The following is a 19,066-nucleotide window of genomic DNA, read 5'->3' on the forward strand; positions in this document are numbered from 1 at the left end:
ATTAGTTGTTGGTTTCTGGAAATTTACTCTTGCGAGATTATTGCACGGAGCTACGCTGAGATTTCACTGAGATTCACAGAGAGTTTTTTAGACACTAATTTCACTAATTTTCACGAATGCTTTGCGTTATTCACCTTCGCGTCTTATGGGCTTTGGGAGAAATTATATTAGTTACTAGTTGCTAGCACTTTGGAGGTTATTACCGAAAACTATACTGAGATTTTACGAAAATTAACAAATTACTTAAAACACCAATAAAACCGGTGATCGAGCGGAGTCGAGATCTGTTAAAAACCTACAAACAAGAATAGCACAACCAAAACCTATGAATACAAAATCAAAAAGACACCAAGCATGATTCCAGCAAGTGGCACCAGTTTTTTACGTTTATTTTGTTCTTTGAAGATGAGTCCGCCCACAAGAACTGAGATTAAAATCTGACTACGTTTGATGGCTGAAAGCAACATGATTAAGGCTTCTGGGTCTTGTAGAGCCTTGTAATAGAAATAATAGGCAGACAATAATAGTACGCCAACAGCAGGAATAGACCAGCGCCATTTAAAAGCCTTTCGTTTTTCAGGATAAGGAAACCAGGTAATACTTAAAATAACCAGCAAGATTAAAACCACATAAAAGCTAAACCAAAAGATTAAGGTAAAAGGTGTTAAGTTTAAGTATTGAATTAAAAATTTATCATAGAGTCCGCTTGAAGCTCCTAAAAATGTGGCTGCTATTATAGCGAAAATCCATTTGTTCTTTTTGAAAACAATGCCTTCTTTTTTTCCAATTTTTGAATAGAGTAAGACTGAAGAAATTATAAGGAAAAAACCGAGCCATTGCAAGAAATTCGGATTTTCATGATAAATAAGTATCGCCCCAATAAAAGTAAAAAATGGCCCTGCCGAACGAATTGGTGTTACAATAGTAATAGGCAAGTGCTTTAAAGCTTGATACGCCAAAATCCACGATGCCGCCATGATGGCTGATTTTATGAATATAAAACCATGGAGGTTCCAAGATATGGTTTCGATGAATACACCATTTTTTTGAGCGTATTCAGGCGCATAAACAGATGTTAAAAATAAAGGAATAAGGAATAAAAAACCAGATCCTATCGTGCCTAAAAGTACTGGAAAGACTTCGTTTCCTCGAACAGCATGCTTTTTACATAAGTTATGTAAGCCTAAAAATAACGCGGCCAAAAGCCCTAAATACATCCACATGGGCGCGAAGATATGTTAATGCTCTTTTTTGAGGAACAAATTTCGTTTTAAATTTAGTCGCGAAGAGTTTCTGCATTGCTTTGTCTTCAGGATCATTCATTTACAGAAATTCTACTATTTACTGAATTTTAAAATTAATTTTTAATGTATTTTTGAAACCAAATTAAAATATAATTATGTTTTAATTTCTCAATAAAACCAACTAAAACCACCACTTTTATGTCAACTTTAGAGTCGAGTACCGAAATTAATATGAAATTAATAATCGCAGGTTTACTCGTGTTTTTTAGTATTATTTTCTTTGTTGATCTCCAACCAGGGGCACCAGAAGTCACTTATACGGCTGCAATTGCCTTTTTGATGGCTTTTTGGTGGGTTACCGAAGCTTTACCCATTGGTATTACGTCGTTTCTTCCAATTGTTTTGTTTCCTACGCTTGGCGTCTTAGACGGAAAATCGATTTCTGATGCTTATATCAATTACGTGATCTTTTTATTTATTGGCGGTTTTGTTATGGCTTTGGCCATGGAGAAATGGAACCTCCATAAACGTATTGCTTTAAAAATACTATCGGTAGTAGGAGGGAGTCCCTTTAGAATCATGTTAGGTTTTATGCTGGCCTCATCTTTTTTATCCATGTGGATGTCCAATACAGCAACAGCTATGATGATGCTTCCTATTGCTTTTTCAGTCACTACGGCTTTAGAAGAGGTTTATGGTGAAGGTAAAATAAGTTCGTTTGCAGCTGGTTTATTATTGTCTATTGCTCATGCGTGTTCCATTGGAGGTATTGCAACGCTAGTTGGAACACCGCCAAATCTATCCTTTTTAAGAATTTTTGAAATTATTTATCCCAACGCTCCTGAAATTTCATTCGGACAATGGATCACCTTTGCTTTTCCTGTAACCGTTATGATTTTTCTGTTTTCATTAGGTTTACTTTATTTTACCTACCGTCCGAAAGGACAAATAGAAGCTCTTGACAAATCGTTTTTTAAAGATAAATACGAAGCGCTTGGAACGGTAAGCGCTGAACAAAAACGGGTGTTTATATTGTTTGTTTCATTAGCATTACTATGGGTGTTTCGATCTAATTTAAATTTAGGATTCATAAGTATTCCTGGGTGGAGTACGTTGTTTAAAAACCCGAAATTTTTAAACGATGGCACGGTAGCTATTTTTGTTGCCATGTTATTATTTATCGTGCCGTCTTCTAAAAAACGAGAGGCTTTAGTGGATTGGAAAATCATGATGAAACTCCCTTGGCACATTGTCTTTTTATTTGGAGGTGGTTTTGCACTTGCTAAAGGATTTATCGACTCTGGGTTGTCTAGTTATGTGGGCGGACTATTAAGTGGCACTAAAGACATGTCGCCTATGGTGTTGGTGGGTTCGTTAACAGCTCTAATGTCGACGCTTACCGAATTTACATCTAATACAGCTACCACTGAAATGTTATTGCCTGTTGTTTCTGGCTTAGCTTCCGAGATTCATGTGAACCCTTTGTTAATCATGATTCCTGTGACTCTAGCAGCTTCCATGGCTTTTATGTTACCCATTGCTACCCCTCCAAATGCGATTGTTTTTGGTACCGGTAAACTTAAAATGATTCATATGATTAAAACAGGACTTATCATTGATGTTTTTGCCACGATAATCATTGTTTTAATGACCATTTTTTGGGGTACTATTATTTTTGATATCGACCCAAGTGTTTTTCCTGAATGGGCGGAAAATTCCGCGAAAGCGTTAAAGCATTAGTTGTTTTAATCACTTCAAAATTAAATCGAAAAACTAATTTGTTACTTTTTATCGAAATGAATACGGTACATGAGCTCTAATTTAAAAAGTGCTCCATCTTTAAAGGAATTATTTAATTCGGTTCTATTGTCATCAAAATAAAAAGGACCTAGAGCCATCTTAATTTTATCGTTTGAACCATAAACTCCGTAGTTTCGACGCACCGCATAACCTGCTTTCGTGTTTAGATAAAGTGATTTGCTAAGTTGAAACCTTAGATAAGCAAATGCTTCATTTGATACTTTGGAAACATAAGCGCCATCAGCTGTGTAGTCTTGTTCGGTTAAGTTGTAGGTTGTTCCTAAACCATCAAAGGTCATTCCTAACCAAATTTTATCTTTTAATCTGTAGTTGATATCTCCTGTGCTGGGTAAATATAAATTGGTTTCAAATCGCTTGTTCGGACTTAAATAATAGATACCAAAAAGCGGAATCATTAGAGGGCCGTATTTTTCAGTGTTGATATAAAAACCATATCGATACTTTAAATTTTCTCTTTTTTGTTTTGTAATCAGCGTTAAAAAAGCGATTTGTAAATTTTCTTTGGAGAACGAAATATGATCTGAAGCTATTTTAGGTATAACGTAAAATGTACCAGACCATTTATCATTGAAAACCTTATTAACACCTAGGTTTACACCTAAAATCTTTAAATTAGAATGTGAAGCATCCGAATCTAATTTTACTTTTGTTTTATTGGTAAATAATCCTGTTAGAAGTGTTGTTTTTTCATTAATAACTACTGGAAATTTAAGAGCTAAAGCCAATTCCTCAACAGTAGTACTACTATCGAAATCATCAAACTCATTTTTAGGCGTATTGGTATAACTTAATTTAGCAATATCAAAATGGTTTTGAGCATACCCTAAAACAACTGATAAACAGCATAAAAGGCTAAAAATAATCTTCATATGAAAAAAATAAAAAGCGAATATAACCTTTGTGTTAAAAAACGAGTGAACACCAGAGGTTTTTATTATAATAAAAATGCTTTTTACACTTAATCTTATGTTTCCTTAATTTTTCACTAAAATACAGATTCTAACATTTTAAAGGAATGGTTATAAATACCTAATTTAGACTTAACGTATAATTAAAAACTAATTAGGTTGTCTAAAAAAAAAACGAGACCTAATAGGTTTATAGATCTCGAATTTTATATGATTTATTTTTTGTTTACGGATTTGTAGACCACAATGCAGCACTTTTAAGCATGGCACGCCTTGGTAATTTTAATCCTGCGACAATTAATTCAGCAAAATCTTCAGGTTGTAAAACGCTGTCTTCAGAGTCTTTGTTTGCAATTCCTAAATCAACAGACATGTCTGAAACAATAGTACTAGGTGTGAGGGTGCATACGCGAATGTTATTTTTACGCACTTCTTTCATTAGTGATTCCGAAAGACCTATTACTGCAAATTTTGATGCTGAATAGGCTGAAGTCGTTGCATTTCCACTTAAACCCGCTGTAGAGGACACGTTAATAATTTCACCTTCATTTTTATCAATTAAATGTGGTAAAACTTCTTTAGTCACATAATACATCCCCATGACGTTAGTTTGAATAATTTGTGACCATTGGTCAACAGGCATATCATTCAAAGTGCCAAAAGCTGCAATTCCAGCGTTATTCACCAAAATATCAATACCATCAAGTGTATCTATAAGGCTTTTTATAGCTGGTTTAACAGCATCATAATCACTAACATCAAAAGCAGCGTACGTTGCTTTAACCCCGAGGGCTTTTATTTCGGCAACCGTTTCCTTTAGAACGGCTTCGTTTCTACCAGTTATAGCGACGTCAATACCTTCTTTTGCAAATGCTAAAGCTGTAGCTTTTCCTAAACCTCTGCTGCCACCCGTAATAATGGCTTTTTTTCCTTTAAAATTTGTCATTTTTCTTCTTTTAAGCGGTTTTTGTAAGTCTAAAACTTACATTGTTTTTTAAACTTCTAAGGTACAAATTAGCATGAAGTAGGCCATAGTTCTTATATCGTTTTAATGTTAATTTATGAGTTTTGGTGACTTTGTTTTTTGAAATTGAAAAACAGGAGAAAGAACCAGAACAGTAATTTACTTAAGTGTTGTACTGAAGTATATTTCTTGTTAATTTTTTATACATTGGCCTTTTTTTAAGACAATTACTACAACTCAATAGCTTTTATGTCAAATGTTTATAAAATCATTTTGGTACTGATACTAGTGCTTTCCGTAGGCCAATTTCTAAAGTCCCTATTTAATGATCGAGCCTTTCATAAATTAGAAACAGAATTAAAGCTTACAAAACAAAGTTTAGATTCTGCTTTATTTACAAATCAAAAGGCAAAATTTGAAATACAACAACTTCAAGTGGTTATTCAAGATTATCAATTAAAAAATGAGAAAATTCAGAATAAAATAGACATCATTAATTTAGAATTTGAGCGCTCTAAAGTCGCTACATTTAAACACCGTGAAGTCATTGATTCTCTATTAAAAGTGAAACAAGAACGTCTTATTATTCTAAAAGCAAAAGATTCAATATTCGATTAAAAACCTCTTATTTATGAAGCCAAATTTCTATATCATTTTGTTAATATTCTGTTTTAAATACGCGCTGTGGGCTCAAGAAAGCATCGCGGGAGTAACTGATACTACTATAATTCATGAAACTTACACCAAACAACTAGAAAAACCTATTGAAATTGAAGCTTCAATGCATTTAATTAACAACACCAACCGTTCGCTTTACGTATTTAACCCACCTAGTTTTCAGTATTTTCAAGAGTTAAGAACACTTTTGAATACCGAAACAGACGACCACATGATTAAAGCCATTAATGCTTATCACAACAGTTTTAGCGAAAACCAAAACCATTATCAAGCATTATACAACGCCTGTAATGAGAATCAAGCCTTATACAAAAGGAATATAACTGATTTAGAGTTAGGTTTAAAAGGCTTAGAATCTACGGTTGATACAACACAAAATGCCTTGCTTCAAGCCAACACCCATTTAGATAAAGCTAATGAAGAACTTAAAACTTATAAGAAAAAGCAATTTTGGAAAAACATTGGAAAGGTTGGAGCAGGAGTCGTTGTTGGCGTTGTTATAGGTGTTTTGGTAGCTCATTAATACGTTACTAACTTGAAATACCTTGGAAACATTTATATTTATATGATTGAAAAACAGATTCTTAACAAAAAATAATCAAACCATGCCAAACCAGATTAAACCGTTTGAAAAAATAGGGCTTTGCTTTAGTGGTGGTGGCTATCGGGCCACCTTTTATGCTTTAGGTATTTTATCCTACTTAGAGCAAATTACATATAAAGACCAAACCTTATTGAAACGTGTTAAGGCTATAAGTACGGTAAGCGGGGGGACTTTAACTGGAGTAGCTTACGCCAAAGCGGTACAAGCACCTGATTATAATTTCGATAGTTTCTTTAAAACTTTCTACAAGACGTTTACTCCTGAAAATGACCAACTCCTAGAAAATGCCATAGCAAAGCTGGAAGACGACACCGTTTGGAAGGCTAATCCGTATAAAAAAAGGTCACTCATTAATGCTTTTGCCTTAACTTATTCAAAAATGCCATTATTTGAAGGTACGTTTGAAGATTTTAAAACCGATGAAATCAAACAGCTAGAACAAGTCTGTTTTAATGCTACCGATTTTTCGTTCGGGCTCACATTTCGATTTCAAAACCATGGTTATTTTGGAAATAATCCATTGTATAAGCACAATCAGAAAGAAATTAATGCATTACGTTACCAAGTAGAACTAGGTGATGTTATTGCTTCGTCATCTTGCTTTCCTGTTGGTTTTGAGCCTTTAGTATTTCCAGATGATTATTTTAAAAATCAAAAGTCTACTGATTATAAAAATCTGAAATCTCTAGATCATTTTATTGATGGTATTGGCATAATGGATGGTGGCATTGCCGATAATCAAGGAATAGGGAGTATGATGCTTATTGATGATCGTATGAAAAATACCTTAGACCTCATTATTGTGAATGATGTGGGTAGTTTTAAAATGCAACCTTGGAAACCAGACAATACACAAATTGAAAAAAAATCAACGCTTAAACAGGTCGTTAATAAAATGCTTAAACACTTCACTTTAAAACCTTTATACTGGATTATTTTATTGCTTGGTTTAACACTCCTTGTTTTAAATAACATGCATGCCTTTGGAGTTCAAGCCTATAGCAGTCTTTATATTTTAGGTGGTATGATTTTAGGTGTCGGCTTGCTTTTAACACTTTTTGGTATAGTAGCTTCAGTGGTTAAAATGTCTGTATTATCCAGATTAAAAAGCATCTTTAAAAAGCAGGTTCCAGAACCTTTGTTAGATGATATTTTAACTTTTCAGAAATTAGATATTAGTTTAATTCAGCGCATGCTTTCTGAACGTTTAACTTCAGCAATGAGTATGATTAACGACGTGTTTTTAAAACAAATGAGACGTCTGAATTATGATTTATTTTACTCAAAAGATGCCTTAAAAAACAAACGTATTACAGCTACGGTTTATAAATTAAACGGACAAAAAACACCTTACAATAAAGGGAAAAACTACAACAAGGCTATTCCTGCACCTAGTAAAATCCTTGAAAATGTATGTTTAACCGCTTCTGAAACCCCAACAACTTTATGGTGGGACAAGGTAGATGTTACTAAAAATCGTATGGAAACATTAATTGCCTGCGGACAATTTACCATCTGTTATGAGCTCATGGACTATATTTTAGACTTAAAAAAAGATTATGAAAATTTATTTGTCGATTTTCCTGAAATAGCTAAAATGTATAAATCTTTAGAAACCGATTGGGAAAATTTCAACAAAAATCCGCTCTGGTTAGTCAACCAACTCAAGCCCTAATTTTGTAAATACATTTTATATTGTATTTTTATTTTTTAAACCAAACCAATGACCAAACCCATAGGAGACTTACACTGCCACCCTTCATTTAAGCCTGCAAATAATACTGCGATTAATGATATCTGGACATACAAGAAAAACCCTTGTACCAAAAGCTTGTTTAAAGGCGTACTAGGCTTTAGCCTAAGACGAATATTGGTCAATCAATTTGTTAGTGATTTAGCTACATACACACAATCGAATTTAGATCATTGCCATGACGGCCATAACCGACTCTTATTTTTATCTATTTATCCTATTGAAAGGCAGTTTGTCAAGCCGAATAGGCCCTTTCAATCATCAACTTTCACTCAACGATTTATTTTAGGACAGGTTTTTGGAATTAAACTGAAGTTACATCTAGATTCTAAGATATTTCAAGTACTTACAGGATTTTCAGAAGTGAAGGTCACCGAATATTTGGATAGTGCTCATGAATCTGATGAAATTGATTATTTTGATAACGATTTGGCTTGTGAATACTCCTATCTAAGTGAAAGTCATAACACTGCATCGCCAAATGAAACGTATGAAATCAGCCCAAGCTTTAAAATGGTTTCTAATTATGAAGAATATGCCGCTTTAGACAACCAAAATACGATTGCCGGAATAGTTACGATTGAAGGCATGCATGCTTTGGGAAAATACAAAAGAACCGATTTATTTGGAAACACCTTAATTGATGAGCTTTCAGAATCAAATAAAAACGCGCTTCAAAACAGTTTCATCAATAATGTGAGGCGTATAAAGGACAGGGCTGAGTTTGAATTCACACCCTTTTTCATCACATTCGCACATCATTTTAATAATCTACTAACAGGACATTCTAAAAGTTTTGGTGATCCTAAAAATAAAGCCCTTCCAGGTTTCTCCAATGTATTTAATCAAAAAGCGGGATTAGATCTAGGTATCACAGCCTTTGGCAAGACCTTAATCAAGGATCATCTACTTTCAATAGCTAACGGACAACGTATTCTTATAGACACTAAACACATGTCATTAGAAGCCAGAAATGATTATTTCAACATTGTTAAATCTCTTAGAGAAGCTGGTGATTCCGTACCCATTATTATTAGCCATACCGCGATAAATGGGATTTCTACCAGGGCCAGAGCCGCCGAACACCCAGATACCAATCAACTCGATAAAAACTCATACATAAGCCGTTGGGATATTAATATTACCGATCAAGATATTAGAGAGGTTTTTGATTCCGATGGAATTATTGGAGTCTGTATGCATGATGGTCGCATGCCAGGAGGGAAGTTTAAAGCCTTAATGAAAACCTACAAAAAGCGATTTACAAGTGGAGAAACTTTAAATAAATTGCATACACAAATGTTTTTAACAAATGTATTTCACATTGTAAAAGTAAATTTAGAGCATATTAGAATGCATAATTGTCAAAACCCAATGCATATTATTGATGAAGTTAACGCATGGAAAACCATTTGTTTAGGCTCTGACAATGATGGAATTGTCGATCCTTTTGATAATTTTAATTCAGCAAAAACTTTAGAAACATTTAAAAATCGTGTAGCAAGGTCTATTGAACTTAATTTTGATCCGCTTTGGAGAAAATTTAAAATCCTTAACATTAAGGAGACTTCTTATACCGTTTTTACGGAAAATGAACTCCAAGATCTCATGTTAGGTTTGTCAGCTGAAACTATTTCAGATATGATTTTCTGTGACAATATTGATGCTTTTTTAAAAAAGTATTTCACCCGAAACTATCTCGAGAGTGGTGTTTTAAATCACACCGAAGCCACTGTTTAAATAGTCAGGGTTTGGAAATTACTGGTTACCAATTTTTTAGCTTGTCATATATTTCCCGTATCAGGTGAAACAAATGCTCAGCCAACATTTCAACCACATAAGCGATATTTTAAAGTGTAAACTGAAAAACATCGCTTTTTTTGTAATGCCAAATAAACATTTCGACTATTTACATCGAGATATTATTATCTCTCTTAAATAAAAAGAAAGTTAATGAAAGATAAATTAAAAATTGATATTGTTTCAGACGTGGTTTGCCCATGGTGCACCATCGGTTATAAGCGTTTGGAAAAAGCTATTAATGAACTCGGCGTTCAAGATCAAGTAGATATTGAGTGGCAACCTTTTGAACTAAACCCCAATATGCCTGCGGAAGGTCAACTCATTACAGAGCATATTGCAGAAAAATATGGTTCAACACCAGAAGAACAAGAAGCTTCTAGACAACGAATGACTGAAGTAGGTGAGGAGCTCGGTTTTAAATTTGATTATTTTGAAGGCATGAAAATGGCAAACACTTTTGATGCCCATGTTTTACTGGAATACGCTCATGAATTTGGTAAACAAACCGAATTAAAAATGCGATTAACCACAGCTTTTTTTAGTGAACGCCAAGATGTTTCAGATCGTAACGTTTTAAAACAAGCATTATTAGACGTAGGCTTAAATGCCGAAGAAGCTATGGCTTTATTAGACAACGATGAAGCCCGTTACAATATAAGAAGCAAACAAGCGTTTTGGCAAAATGCCGGAGTACAATCGGTGCCAACTATTGTTTTTAATAAGAAAAGTGGCGTTACCGGAGCACAGCCAGTAGACGTTTTTAAAGAAGTCTTAACTGATATGCTTAATAAGTAAAAAACAACTGTTTAATGACTTTAGAGTCATAATGTTATATCAATTGATAATAAATATATGATCAAAAAAATATTATTGTTTGGTCTACTTTTAATGACTTTTCAGTTATTTGGTCAAAAGTATACTAGGGCAGAAGTCCGTAATTCCATTCAAGAAAACCCTACTTTTTCTATTCATCATGATAATTATATCATTACGGGGATTCCAACGAATACAGATATCAATTCAGACACCGCTGATATCAAATATCAAATAAGTTTTAAGCAATTAATTAGTCGGAAACCATTAGTATGGGACAGTTATATGTATGTGACCTATACACAAAAGGCGTTTTGGAATATATATAAGTTTTCAAGTCCGTTTGAAGAAATAAATTTTAATCCATCCGTAGGTTTAGCGAAGGTTATTTATGATAAAGATGACCGTGTAAAGGGGTTGGCGTCGGTCATGCTTAATCATAATTCCAACGGTAGAGATAGTATATACTCAAGAAGTTGGAACAGTTTAAACTTTAAATATTCAACAGCTCTCAATGAGAAAACACTGCTAAGTGCCGAACTTTGGGCACCTTTCATGTATAAAGAAGGAAATCCAGACCTTTTGGACTACATAGGTTTAGCTGCTGTTACTGTTTCCCGGAATCTAAATTCAGAAAAACTAATTTTAGAAATACAAGCAAAAAAAGGACTAGAATGGGATTGGAAAGGCTCTGTAAGATCGCGATTGTATTACAATCCGTTTAAAACAAAAAATCAATACTTAATGCTAGAATGGTTTGCAGGTTATGCTGAAAGCCTCATTGATTATGACCAATTTACTAGTATGGTAAGAGTTGGTTTTGTTGTAAAAACAAATGAATTAGATTTCTTAAGGCAAAAAAACTAATTCTCCTGCTTAATTGACACCAATTTAAACGCATTGAAGGTCAAAATATTAAGTATAGAGCACAAATACATTGTTTCAAATTCATAAATTTGATTAACTATCAATATATTCAATTATGCTCGCATTATACCAGTTATTACTTCAAATCCCAATGGGAACACCAAATCCAGACGACAATGAAAAAGTGGATTTATCAAATCCACTTGAGGTTATCGTTTTTATTGTGATTCCTATTGCAATTATTGCGCTTTATTTTTTTTGGAGAAGAAAGAAGAATAAGTAGTTGTTTATAATTTAATTGGCAACAATATACAATCCGTAATTTAAATGAAAACCGAGAATTTATTAAAGCAAATTGATTTTATTAAAGAAATTGATAAAATAAAATATATTCAAAGACGGACAAAATTATTTAATAGCGATAGAAATGAAAATGATGCCGAACATAGTTGGCATTTAGCTATGATGGTAATTGTTTTAAGTGAACATTCAAATTGCGAAATTGACCTATTGAAGGTCATAAAAATGGTCTTAATTCATGACATTGTAGAAATTGATGCTGGAGATACTTTCTTGTACGATCAAAACAAAAATCACGAAAATACCGCAGAAGAATTGAAATGTGCGGAACGGATATTTGGAATGTTACCAAAAAAACAAGCACAGGAATTTATGCAAATTTGGGCTGAATTTGAAGACGGTAGTTCGAACGAGGCGAAATTCGCAAAATCAATGGACAGACTTGAACCCTTATTACAAAATACCTCAAATGACGGAGGAACGTGGAAAGAATTTGGAGTTAAATATCAATCAGTTTATGATAAGCAAAAAATAATTGAAAATGGCTCAAAAGGGTTGTGGAATTATGCCGAAAAACTAATTGATGAAAGTGTTGAAAAGGGCATATTAGAGCAATAATACTGTTGCCAATATAATCCGAATTTTTAATTCTTTTTACACGTTAGTTTGATATACGGAACCGTTAAAAAATTCTCGACTGCACTTGAACACCAATACTACTGATGCTTCGTAAAAGTGTTCGAGCGCAGTTGAGAACACTTAATCAAAAGTTATTTATTTCTCTTTCTTTCCTGGCTTAGTATCAAGTTCGATATTCTCTATAGGTTCTTTCTCTGTTTTTTTTTCTTTCTTTAATTTATCCCCTTCATGCCTGTCGTTCGTCAAAGGCCTAGCTGTTCTAGCACCAGGGAAATCTAGGTTTTCTTTAGCAACCTCAGGTTCGTTAGCTGTTTTCTTAACGATTTCATTATTATCTGCATTTTTGTTTAAATGTTTGGTGTTTTTTTCTGAATTATTATCTGATTTAGTCATAATTTTAAGTTTAAAGATTTTACTCAATTAAACTTAATCATAAGAAACCCTTCGGATTAACTTAAACCATGAAATTTTTGATGCTAAAGCTTACTGAAAGAACTACATCATAAAAAATATATCTGTTAAACTGTTATTTAAGTGTTTTAGGAGAAGTTTAAGACAATTCTTTCCTTAAAATATTTTTATCCTATTATCTTTAATGAATAACTATAAAAAATATAAACACATGAAAACGTTATATGAAGCAACCACTATTGCTACTGGAGGAAGAAAAGGGCGCGTAGAATCTGAAAATAGTCCAGTTAATTTTGACTTATCAGTACCTAAATCTATGGGTGGTGATGGCGGAGACGGTGCAAATCCAGAACAGTTGTTTGGTGCAGCCTATGCAGCATGTTTCGGAGGCGCTTTACAAGCCGTAGCACAAAATGAAGGTATTGACATTGATGATAATGAACTAAGTGTTACAGCTATTATCGGGTTTTGCAAAGATGATGACGGGTTTTTCCTAGAAGCCACTTTAGATTGCTACATCCCAGGAGTAGATCTTGAAACTGGAGAGGACTTAGTAGAGAAAGCCCACGAGATGTGCCCTTTTAGTAAAGCAACACGCGATAATATCACGGTTACCTTGAATTTGCTTTTGGACGAATAGAATCATACAAAAGCTTTGAAAATATGTCAGTATTCTGGTAAAAATATTAAGTAAGAGCTAAAGGGATTTAACAATTCCATAAAACTAAAAAAGTGAGTTAGATTTTAAATCCAACTCACTTTTTTATTAAACAAATCGCTTTAATATTACTCTTCCAGTTTCCAGGTTCTTACCCAATCAATCTTCATTGTATTTATGGTGTTATCTTGTAAATCTGACTTTGGAGGAAGACCTCCTAACCAAGTTGCTTCATTAGTCCATAAATCGAAAATAATTTCCAATTCTCTGGTAAAAAATCTTTCCTCATAATAAGTTCCGTCTTGATCTTCACCAACTACCACACTACCTGCGGGTTCGCCGTCTAGATAAAATTGTATATTTCTTTCATCTTTCCACCATACACCATAGGTATGATAATCTTCATTCCAACCCACATTTCTTAACGGATTTGCTTCAGATAAATCAGATCTCATGAAATTACCTTTATTTCTAATTTCTTTAGGTTCTAAATTATCGTCTGCATGAAAATATTGAGAATTCATTTGTTCAGGGAAAACATCTGCAGAACAACCAGAACATGAGGGTTTTGAGTTATTTTCGATAACATCTATTTCATCTCTAAAGATGCCTCCACCGCCTTCACCTTTATTTAGCCAAAAGGTATTATAAGCAGAAATATGAGCCGTTTTTATTCTAGCTTCAGTATACATAGGGTAACTGGTTTCTGCCTTAGAATGGATTCTAGCAGTTTGAAACCACCTTCCTTCAGGGTTATTTTCATTCAAGCTTGCTTTAATCCATAAATTACCATCCGTAACACCTGAGTTTTCTGCCGAATTAGACATGAATACTGGAACGCCATAATTCCATACAGAATGAAACCACTTACTAGAGTCCCAAGCATCAAACTCATCAGACATAGCTTCTAATTTAACCCAAGAATAACCTTCAGGAGTGGTGTCATCAATAGAAACAAAAGAGGGGTGATTAGGGTTTATATTTTCAAAATCTTTGGCTGTAGGGCCTTCAATTTTTACAACTGTAATTTTTACAACTGCTGTATCGGTATCACCATCAGCATCACTTAATTCATATGTAAACGCATCTTCTCCAAAAAAACCTGAATTTGGTATATATTCAAAAGTACCATCTGAAATTTCAGTAACCGAACCATTTGTTGCGCCTTCAGATAAACTGTAATTATCATCGGTTCCTCCATCGGTACCCAAATTGTCATTTCCAGAAACATCAATTTGGTTCTCTGCGCCTGACCCACTATCTTGTATCACTTCTAAAGCATCATCTGAAGCCATGGGTTTACCATCTACGGGATTTGACTCTGAATCAGAATCAGAATCAATGCAACTATAAAAACTTAAACTAAGGCTAAGTACCAATGCTAATCGCGTAAATTGTATTAAATTATTTTTGTGTATCATCTATTAAAATATTTTAAAAATCGATATGCTACAAAATTACTACTACATTCTTGTTACCTATAGCTCAAATACTAGACTTAAACTACACAATAATTTAACTGTATAGTAAATGTTTTTGAATCTATAACAAATTACTCAAATGCCTATAAAGCAAATAGAGCACTATCACTTGTAGAGGTAGAGGTGAAGCCTTATGTGTGTGAATTCCAACTGCTATTGGCTGTTTTAAGAGCTTATTATGGTTTTCTATATTTTATATATTTGTTAGGTGGCACAAATAAAAGTGTAGTTGTTTTATTTCCTATCATAAACCATAAAATAAAAATGAAAAGTATTTGTAACCAATTAAGTAGAAAGAATAAGTTTAGGGTTAATTCTCTTTTAGCCATTATAATGCTTTTAATAGGACAAGCACTAACAGCTCAAAATGTAGTATATGTTTATGGCGATATTTCTGCAAAAGGAAAAGTTCCTTCAGGTGAAAGCGAACCTTTTCATCAAATGCGATTAAACGACAAAGGAAGGTATGGCATGAGCCAATTTAAAACTGCCATAGCAGAAACAGGTTTACATATTACCGAAGTCTATGATGCAGCAACAACTTTTGATGCTAGCTTCTTAAAAAATGTAGATGTTCTTATCTTAGGTTCTAATCAAAAAAAGTTTTCTGAAACAGAAATTAATTCCATTCATAAGTGGGTAGAACAGGGTGGCGGACTCATAGCTTGGTCGGATAGTGCTTTTGGTGGTCACTATGAGCATGTTGGATTAGCGAATACTTTGGGAAGAGATTCTGATAATCAAATTACCGAAGCTTTTGGTATGCATTTTTTAACCGATAATGGCGCTGGAAACTATTTAATTACGACCTACACGAAAGATCATTTTATCAACAATAACAACAAAGATGGTGGCGTTCGTTTTAGAGGGGAAGGGGTTAGTTTTGTACGGGTTAGTCCGCCCGCAATCGTTCTGGCAAAAGCACAGGACCATGGTTTAGGCGGACAATTACGAGTAAATAAAGTAGATGGCGTTTTTAATCCAGAAACCGATGTTACGCTTGCAATTGCAACTATTAAGAAAGGAAGGGCTTTAGGTTTGTTTGATAGAAACATGATGTGGAATGCCGGTGATGGCAGCCAAATAACACATTCAGATAATAAAGAATTTGCACAACGCATGGTCTTATGGGCAGCTGGAATTGAAGATAACTCCAGAATCCCTAAAAAAGATACATCCAAAAAAACAGGAATCAATTTACCTCCTAAAGTTAGTGTTCAAACAGATTATGATTCCAAAAACACAGTAAGTTTTATTGCCGATATTGAGGATAGCGATACAGATAATATATATCCAGAGATTACCTGGGTTGTAAAGAAAGGTCCAAAAGTCACTTTTGAAAACAACAACCCAAACACAAAAACTCCTGTGGTGACATTATCTGAAAAAGGAACTTATTTATTTATGGCCATCATTAGCGATGGGGAATTTAAGATTACCAAAAGAATAACCATAAATAAAACCGAATAATTAAGGAAGCTATTCTGTGATTTTAAACTAATCATAACAAGCTTCACACTTACCTTGAAGCAATATTTGAGAAACCTCTACTTTTCGATTAGGAATATCAGGAATAGGAACATTAATTTCTAAACATTCGACTTTACCACAGCTTATGCATTGAAAATGAGGATGAACATCCTTATGAACAGCTGATGAGCAATTGTGACATTTTGCATACCATTTATGGCCATTTTTACCTAAAAAGGAGTGCACAATACCGTCGTCTTCAAGTTTGTTCAAAATACGATAAACCGTAGTTTTATTCATATCTAATTGAAGTCGTTCTACCAAAGTAATAACAGATATAGCACTTGAATCTTTACTAAATTCATGGAGTACGACCTCTACCGATTTTGTTTTTCTTAAAACACCCATAGTGCAAAGATAATGTTGCTGTTCTGTATTAGCAAAAATACACCTTCAAATTTAACGCAACTAAGTTGCAACAATGATTATTAATACTATATTTGCAACTCAGTTGTATTAAATAAAATAATGATCGTATTAAAACAAAAATCAGATAGTATAGGTGCTATAGCGAGCGCACTTTGCTTAATCCATTGTGTAGCCACTCCAGTTATTTTTATAGCACAAAGTTGTGCTGTTGCTTGTTCCCATGAAAACACTCCAACTTGGTGGGGTCTTATAGATTATTTTTTCCTAATCATTTCTTTTTTTGCGGTATATCGTTCTACACAAACTACCTCTAAAAATTGGATGAAAACAGCACTATGGTTAAGCTTACTGGCCTTATTCATGGTCATACTAAATGAAAAAATGGCTTGGTTTCATTTAGTTGAACAAATAATATATTTACCTGCTATCGCCCTTATAACCTTACATTTATACAACAGAAAATATTGCCAATGTCAATCAGATAAATGCTGTGTAAATGAAGGATAAAGAACAAATCCAGATTGAGGGTGATAATCACTTTTCTACAAATATAGAAACACCTTTGCGCGCTGATGCTTTTGATAAATCAGACAATGAAAAAATAAAGAACATACAATATCATTTTAAAATGATAATGGAAGAAATGGGGCTGGATTTAACCGATGACAGCCTATCTGGAACACCATATCGTTTTGCTAAAATGTATGTAAAGGAGTTGTTTTATGGGCTAAATCCGGCTAACAAGCCAAAACTTTCCACTTTTGATAATAAATATGGTTATAAAAAAATGTTGATTGAGCAGAACATTACAATAGATTCTGCTTGCGAACATCATTTTTTACCCATTGTAGGTCATGCTCACATTGGGTATATTCCAACCAAAAAAGTTATTGGTTTGTCTAAAATTAATCGTTTGGTTGATTATTATTCTCATCGTCCGCAAGTACAAGAACGCCTAGCCATTCAAATATTAAATGATTTACAAAATACATTAGAAACAAAAGATGTTATTGTAATGATTAACGCCAAACACCTTTGTGTATCCTCTAGAGGCATCAAAGACAAAAATAGTTTTACAACCACTTTAGAATATGGTGGTTGTTTTTCTAAACCTTCTACTAGAAAAGAATTCTTAAAAATAATAGGACAACTAACATTTTAATAAAAAAATAAAAATCAAATCATTAATGAAACGTAATTTAAAACCCAATCACTTTTTATTTGTAATTCTAATAACTGTAATCTTTTTTTCTTGTAGCAGCGATGACGTAGAAATAGTATCAATTAAACCTATTATTTCTAATGTAGAAGTGGGGTTAAATGATAATGAAATAGGCGTCGTAGGTCGTGATTTTCACCTAAATGCAAAAATAATTGCAGGTGATAAAATCGATTTGGCTCAAATAAAAATAGAACCTATAGAAGGAGAAAGTTACGCCAGCCCTTGGAATTTTGAATTGAATTGGGATGAATATAAAGGCGTGAAAAATGCCACGATCCATAAACATTTTGACATTCCTGAAGATGCCGTAGAAGGATATTATTCTTTTACAATTATTGTTAACGATGAAAATGGGACAACACTAGAAGAAAAAAGAAACATTACCATTTATAAGGCAGAAAACTTGCCTGTAGACCCTAAACTTACAGAATTTACAGTTGCAGCACGAAGTGATAGTTACAGGGTCTTGTATATTCATACTCTAGGGGGCTACCGGGATCCGGAAACTCAAGAATATGGCAATTACAATGTTTACATAGATAATGCTGAAACACTCGATGTAGCAGTGAATCTTAGCGGAATAAAAGATGATGGACAAATATATATATTATTAATTAATAAAAAACATAATCATAGACCTGAGTCTATAAGTAGTATTGATTTTACTAAATCAATAGTTGTAGATGTATTTGAGCATACTAATTTGGAGCAAACAGATCGATGGAGTAATATTAATTTTGAACGTCCTAATTTTCCTAATTTGTCGAAATTACTAATAGGTGCTTCAGTTGATAATAATTTACCAAATCCAAATAAAATTTCAGATGTTAAAGGATGGGAATCGGGAGATTATTATGTAGGGTTTATTTATAAAAATACAACACACAATATAAGTTTGTTTCATTATATAGAAGTTGCATTATCAATTTAATCATTTTGAATAAAAACGGTGTTTGTCAAATTTAAAGGGTTAATACATCATTTTTTTTACGATATTCATA

The 19,066-nt window shown here is 33.4% G+C and carries 20 protein-coding genes; 14 read left to right on the top strand and 6 right to left on the bottom strand.

All coding sequences use genetic code 11. The features are described 5' to 3' along the window. Positions 1-323: 323 nt before the first annotated feature. The gene (locus Q4566_RS04710) at positions 324-1,223 is read right to left on the bottom strand and encodes an EamA family transporter (RefSeq protein ID WP_303418918.1); all 900 of its coding nucleotides are present in this window, start codon (positions 1,221-1,223) and stop codon (positions 324-326) included. Between the two features lie 219 nt (positions 1,224-1,442). Here Q4566_RS04710 and Q4566_RS04715 point away from each other — a divergent pair, with 219 nt between their 5' ends. Next, positions 1,443-2,984 (top strand): SLC13 family permease, encoded by a 1,542-nt coding sequence (locus tag Q4566_RS04715; protein ID WP_303418919.1) that lies wholly within the window; start codon positions 1,443-1,445, stop codon positions 2,982-2,984. Between the two features lie 41 nt (positions 2,985-3,025). Here Q4566_RS04715 and Q4566_RS04720 read toward each other — a convergent pair whose 3' ends face one another. Together Q4566_RS04720 and Q4566_RS04725 are read right to left on the bottom strand one after the other, a co-directional pair. After that, on the bottom strand, positions 3,026-3,934 hold the full coding sequence (locus Q4566_RS04720) for a DUF6268 family outer membrane beta-barrel protein (RefSeq protein WP_303418922.1): 909 nt from the start codon (positions 3,932-3,934) through the stop codon (positions 3,026-3,028). Positions 3,935-4,199: 265 nt separating this feature from the next. Continuing rightward, positions 4,200-4,919: a 3-ketoacyl-ACP reductase gene (locus Q4566_RS04725; protein ID WP_303418924.1), complete on the bottom strand. Its 720-nt coding sequence runs from the start codon at positions 4,917-4,919 to the stop codon at positions 4,200-4,202. Positions 4,920-5,210: 291 nt separating this feature from the next. On the opposite strand from Q4566_RS04725, the gene Q4566_RS04730 reads away from it, so the two are divergent. The 8 genes from Q4566_RS04730 to Q4566_RS04765 all read left to right on the top strand — a co-directional run bounded on the left by Q4566_RS04730 (position 5,211) and on the right by Q4566_RS04765 (position 12,373). Then, positions 5,211-5,555, top strand: coding sequence for a hypothetical protein (locus tag Q4566_RS04730; protein ID WP_303418927.1), 345 nt, complete (start codon positions 5,211-5,213; stop codon positions 5,553-5,555). Between the two features lie 13 nt (positions 5,556-5,568). Beyond that, the gene (locus Q4566_RS04735) at positions 5,569-6,138 is read left to right on the top strand and encodes a hypothetical protein (RefSeq protein WP_303418930.1); all 570 of its coding nucleotides are present in this window, start codon (positions 5,569-5,571) and stop codon (positions 6,136-6,138) included. Between the two features lie 82 nt (positions 6,139-6,220). Continuing rightward, positions 6,221-7,894: a patatin-like phospholipase family protein gene (locus tag Q4566_RS04740; protein ID WP_303418932.1), complete on the top strand. Its 1,674-nt coding sequence runs from the start codon at positions 6,221-6,223 to the stop codon at positions 7,892-7,894. Positions 7,895-7,942: 48 nt separating this feature from the next. Continuing rightward, positions 7,943-9,712, top strand: a complete 1,770-nt coding sequence (locus tag Q4566_RS04745; protein ID WP_303418935.1) for a hypothetical protein — start codon at positions 7,943-7,945, stop codon at positions 9,710-9,712. A gap of 213 nt (positions 9,713-9,925) precedes the next feature. Beyond that, positions 9,926-10,570: a DsbA family oxidoreductase gene (locus Q4566_RS04750; RefSeq protein WP_303418937.1), complete on the top strand. Its 645-nt coding sequence runs from the start codon at positions 9,926-9,928 to the stop codon at positions 10,568-10,570. Between the two features lie 57 nt (positions 10,571-10,627). Further along, positions 10,628-11,455 (top strand): phospholipase A, encoded by an 828-nt coding sequence (locus Q4566_RS04755; protein WP_303418940.1) that lies wholly within the window; start codon positions 10,628-10,630, stop codon positions 11,453-11,455. Between the two features lie 115 nt (positions 11,456-11,570). Then, positions 11,571-11,738 carry an adenylosuccinate synthetase gene (locus tag Q4566_RS04760; RefSeq protein ID WP_303418943.1) on the top strand — a complete coding sequence of 56 codons (168 nt, stop codon included), beginning with the start codon at positions 11,571-11,573 and terminating at the stop codon, positions 11,736-11,738. Between the two features lie 44 nt (positions 11,739-11,782). Next, positions 11,783-12,373: an HD family hydrolase gene (locus Q4566_RS04765; RefSeq protein ID WP_303418947.1), complete on the top strand. Its 591-nt coding sequence runs from the start codon at positions 11,783-11,785 to the stop codon at positions 12,371-12,373. 156 nt (positions 12,374-12,529) lie between these two features. Here Q4566_RS04765 and Q4566_RS04770 read toward each other — a convergent pair whose 3' ends face one another. Continuing rightward, on the bottom strand, positions 12,530-12,787 hold the full coding sequence (locus tag Q4566_RS04770; RefSeq protein ID WP_303418950.1) for a hypothetical protein: 258 nt from the start codon (positions 12,785-12,787) through the stop codon (positions 12,530-12,532). Positions 12,788-13,016: 229 nt separating this feature from the next. Between Q4566_RS04770 and Q4566_RS04775 the strand changes: the two genes are divergently transcribed. After that, on the top strand, positions 13,017-13,445 hold the full coding sequence (locus Q4566_RS04775; RefSeq protein ID WP_303418953.1) for an organic hydroperoxide resistance protein: 429 nt from the start codon (positions 13,017-13,019) through the stop codon (positions 13,443-13,445). 146 nt (positions 13,446-13,591) lie between these two features. On the opposite strand, the gene Q4566_RS04780 is transcribed toward Q4566_RS04775, so the two are convergent. After that, complete coding sequence (locus Q4566_RS04780) at positions 13,592-14,884, bottom strand: Ig-like domain-containing protein (RefSeq protein ID WP_303418956.1); 1,293 nt, start codon at positions 14,882-14,884, stop codon at positions 13,592-13,594. A 324-nt stretch (positions 14,885-15,208) separates the two neighbouring features. Here Q4566_RS04780 and Q4566_RS04785 point away from each other — a divergent pair, with 324 nt between their 5' ends. Next, complete coding sequence (locus Q4566_RS04785; RefSeq protein ID WP_303418959.1) at positions 15,209-16,414, top strand: DUF4350 domain-containing protein; 1,206 nt, start codon at positions 15,209-15,211, stop codon at positions 16,412-16,414. A gap of 27 nt (positions 16,415-16,441) precedes the next feature. Here Q4566_RS04785 and Q4566_RS04790 read toward each other — a convergent pair whose 3' ends face one another. Then, positions 16,442-16,822 carry a Fur family transcriptional regulator gene (locus Q4566_RS04790; RefSeq protein ID WP_303418961.1) on the bottom strand — a complete coding sequence of 127 codons (381 nt, stop codon included), beginning with the start codon at positions 16,820-16,822 and terminating at the stop codon, positions 16,442-16,444. Positions 16,823-16,942: 120 nt separating this feature from the next. Between Q4566_RS04790 and Q4566_RS04795 the strand changes: the two genes are divergently transcribed. The 3 genes from Q4566_RS04795 to Q4566_RS04805 are packed head-to-tail and all read left to right on the top strand — an operon-like array spanning position 16,943 to position 18,996. After that, the gene (locus tag Q4566_RS04795) at positions 16,943-17,350 is read left to right on the top strand and encodes a MerC domain-containing protein (RefSeq protein WP_303418964.1); all 408 of its coding nucleotides are present in this window, start codon (positions 16,943-16,945) and stop codon (positions 17,348-17,350) included. Then, a complete protein-coding gene (gene folE, locus Q4566_RS04800) occupies positions 17,340-18,005 on the top strand; it encodes a GTP cyclohydrolase I FolE (RefSeq protein ID WP_303418966.1) in 666 nt (221 codons plus the stop codon). The genes Q4566_RS04795 and folE overlap by 11 nt, the downstream gene beginning before the upstream one ends. 25 nt (positions 18,006-18,030) lie before the next feature. After that, a complete protein-coding gene (locus tag Q4566_RS04805; protein ID WP_303418969.1) occupies positions 18,031-18,996 on the top strand; it encodes a DUF4625 domain-containing protein in 966 nt (321 codons plus the stop codon). The last annotated feature ends 70 nt before the right edge of the window (positions 18,997-19,066 follow it).

The sequence above is a fragment of the Tamlana sp. 2_MG-2023 genome, assembly GCF_030548465.1.
GTDB lineage: Bacteria > Bacteroidota > Bacteroidia > Flavobacteriales > Flavobacteriaceae > Pseudotamlana.